This is a genomic window from Arthrobacter sp. 35/47 (assembly GCF_000520475.1).
Classification (GTDB): Bacteria; Actinomycetota; Actinomycetes; order Actinomycetales; family Micrococcaceae; genus Arthrobacter_D; species Arthrobacter_D subterraneus.
Map to the genome: position 1 here is coordinate 11308 of NZ_KI914596.1, position 2937 is coordinate 14244.

The 2937-nt window shown below is 61.4% G+C and carries 2 protein-coding genes and 1 pseudogene; all 3 read right to left on the reverse strand.

Annotated features, from left to right (window positions below; all coding sequences use genetic code 11):
* Positions 1-29: 29 nt before the first annotated feature.
* Positions 30-404, reverse strand: a pseudogene (locus X803_RS21455) (cation transporter); the annotation flags it as partial.
* Entirely contained in the window at positions 401-766 is a 366-nt protein-coding gene (locus X803_RS0109105) for an ArsR/SmtB family transcription factor (protein ID WP_051470613.1), read from the reverse strand. The gene X803_RS0109105 and the pseudogene X803_RS21455, both read right to left, overlap by 4 nt.
* A gap of 261 nt (positions 767-1027) precedes the next feature.
* Entirely contained in the window at positions 1028-2836 is a 1809-nt protein-coding gene (locus X803_RS0109110; protein ID WP_026544902.1) for a hypothetical protein, read from the reverse strand.
* Positions 2837-2937 lie beyond the last annotated feature (101 nt).

A 2937-nucleotide genomic window follows, 5' to 3' on the forward strand; every position in this document is an offset into this window, starting at 1 on the left:
CCACCAGCTCATTGCCAGCAAAACCGATCAGCCCGGCGGCCCAACAGAAAAGCAATCCACAACGGGATTGCAGTCAACGCATCCGAGAAGTTGTGCACCGTATCCGCTAACAGCGCCACCGAACCACTGATCAGCACAACAAACAGCTGGAACAACGCCGTCGCACCCAAGCCGAGCAGCGAGATCTTCACCGCACGGATACCCTTGGCGCTGCTCTGTAGGGCATCATCAATCGAATCAGTGGCATCGTGGCTATGCGGTACAAACAACCCATGCAGTACACCGCGCAGGCCCGACGGGTGCTCATGACCATGACCGCTGCCGTGATCATGCTCAGGACCATGGTGCCCATCGGCATCATGATTGTGAGCAGCCGAATGGTCGTGCGGAACTCGCCGGCTCATTGGTTCGCCTCTGCATCTTTGTGATGGTGCAAAGGCGTGCCTCCCAGGGCGTGTTCGGCCTGGAAGATAGCATCCCTGACGAGCTGGCGGGCATGCTCGTTGGCCAAACGGTAAAAAACCTTTGTGCCTTCCTGGCGGCTGGAAACCATTCTGGCCAACCGCATCTTCGCCAAATGCTGAGACACCGCCGCCGGAGACTTATCAACGATGTCCGCCAGATGATTGACCGAAAGCTCCCCATCCCGCAGGGCAAGAATCAACCGGACCCGGGTCGCGTCGGCAAGCATGGAAAACACCTCCACCGCCAACTCAACAAACTGGCTGTCAGCCTCCCGACCACACATTCTACTATCTGCATTCATGCGCAGATTATTGCATATAATTCTGGGACCCTACACGCTTGGTACAGTCCACCGGGGACAACAGCGAACGCATCACAGTTGAATCTCCGACGCCGGACGACGTACGAGGGGCCGCTCGTTGGAGTAGGAGTTGGAGGTCGGCGGGCGACCATAGCACCCAGCACGCCTAACGCGGTGGACAAAACCCTGCATCGGTATTGGATGATGGTGACATTGTGAGTTTTTGTGCCTACCGGTGTGTAGGAGTGACATTCGCCCGGGTTAGCCCACATGTACCCAGGGGCGCCGGGTAACGTCTGGCTCAGCTTCGCGCAGGACCTCCCGGGTGACCGGGGCGATCTCGCCTTCTCCGATGACGAGGAATTTGAGAAGGTTCACCAGTGGGTCACCCTCCGTCCAGCGGAAGTACACGTGGGGCATGAGTCCGGTGATGTCGCGGATGTGGAGCATCACTGCGGCGATGGTGTTGGGCACGTTTGAACTGTGGACTTCGAGGATGCGGTAACCGTGGCGGGTGACGCCCCGGACGAGCAGGTGGGTCTCGAAGTCTGATGAGTCATCAACCATGACCTCGATAAATAAGGGCTCGTCCGCGGGGGTGAGGTGGCTGACGCTGCAGGCATGTTCCAGTTTCCGGCGGTATGCCGCCGCGCTCAACCGTTCGGGTTCATGAGCGATAAGCGTGATCTGTCCGGAATCCTGCGCAGCGACGAAGGAGAGCGCTTCATCGTCGAGTGTGATTGAGGCGGCACGCAGTTCGAACGCTCGCCGGGCCCGCGACACGAAAGACACCACGACGATGCCGAGGATGAACAGTGCTGCGATGCCGGCGCCGTCGGGACGGTCCCAGACGTTCGCGAGGGTGGTCCAGATGAGAATCAGGGAGATGACACCAAACCCCAGGGAGGCGATGCGCTGGCCGCGGCGGCGGGCCGATAGCGTCACGGCCACCGACGCCGAAGTAATCAGCACCAGTACGCCAGTAGCATAGGCGCCCGCCTGCGCGTTGACGTCGGCCTTGAACGCAATAGTCACCACGGCGGCCACGACGGTGAACACAATCACCATAGGTCGGACAGCCCGTGCCCAGATCGGAGCCATGCCGTAGCGCGGGAGATACCGGGGTACGAGGTTGAGCAGACCGGTCATAGCGGAGGCACCGGCGAACCAGAGGATGGCGATAGTGCTGATGTCGTACAAGGTTCCGAAGCCCTCCCCGAGGTACTTGTGTGCCAAATAGGCCAGCGCCCGCCCGCTGGCGGCGCCTCCCGCCTCGAACTCGGCCGCGGGGATCAGCAGGGTCGTGACAAAGCTCGAAGCAATCAGGAAACCGCTCATAATCCATGCCGCTGCCGTGAGGAGCTTTTGGGCGCCGAGGATCCGCCCCTGGGGGTTTGAAGGGGTGTCGCCTGGGGCGCCTTCGATTTGGGGCATGACGACGACGCCGGTCTCGAACCCGGAAAGCCCGAGCGCCAGGCGGGGGAAGACCAGCAGGGCGACGCCGATCATCGCAAGCGGATTGCTGTGCTGTGCGGTGAGTACGGTCCACCAGTCACCGATGGGCTGCGGGTGTGCAGCCACCTCCGCCGCGGCGACCAGAACAACCACAAGATTCAGGAGAAGGAAAACGGCGACAAGGGCAACAGCGATGCCGATCGCCTCACGGAACCCCCGGAGGAAGACCGCGGCAAGGAGCAGCAGGAACCCGAGGGTGACTACTACCTCTTGGCCATGCAGCCACGACGGCGCGAAGGGGTTTTCGATGAGGTGGGCGCTGGCATCGGCGGCAGAGAGGGTCATGGTGATTGTGAAACTTGTCGCCGCGAACCCGAGGAGAACGAGGACGAAGATCTTTCCCTTCCATTTCGGCAGAAGCTTCTCCAGCATCGCGATGGACCCCTCACCGTGGGGACTCTCCCGGGCCACCCGCTTATAGATCGGCAGCGCACCGAACAGTGTGACCGCAACGAGGATCAGAGTTGCAACAGGGGAGAGCGCGCCGGCCGCCGCAGCTGCGATAGCCGGCTGATACCCGAGGGTCGAGAAGTAATCGACACCGGTCAGGCACATGACTTTCCACCACGGCTGCACGGAGGAACTCCTGCCCGGCTTGACGGGTCGCTTCCGCTTGCGCTGATTCTCATCATCCAGCAGCCAGTGGCCGAGCCTGC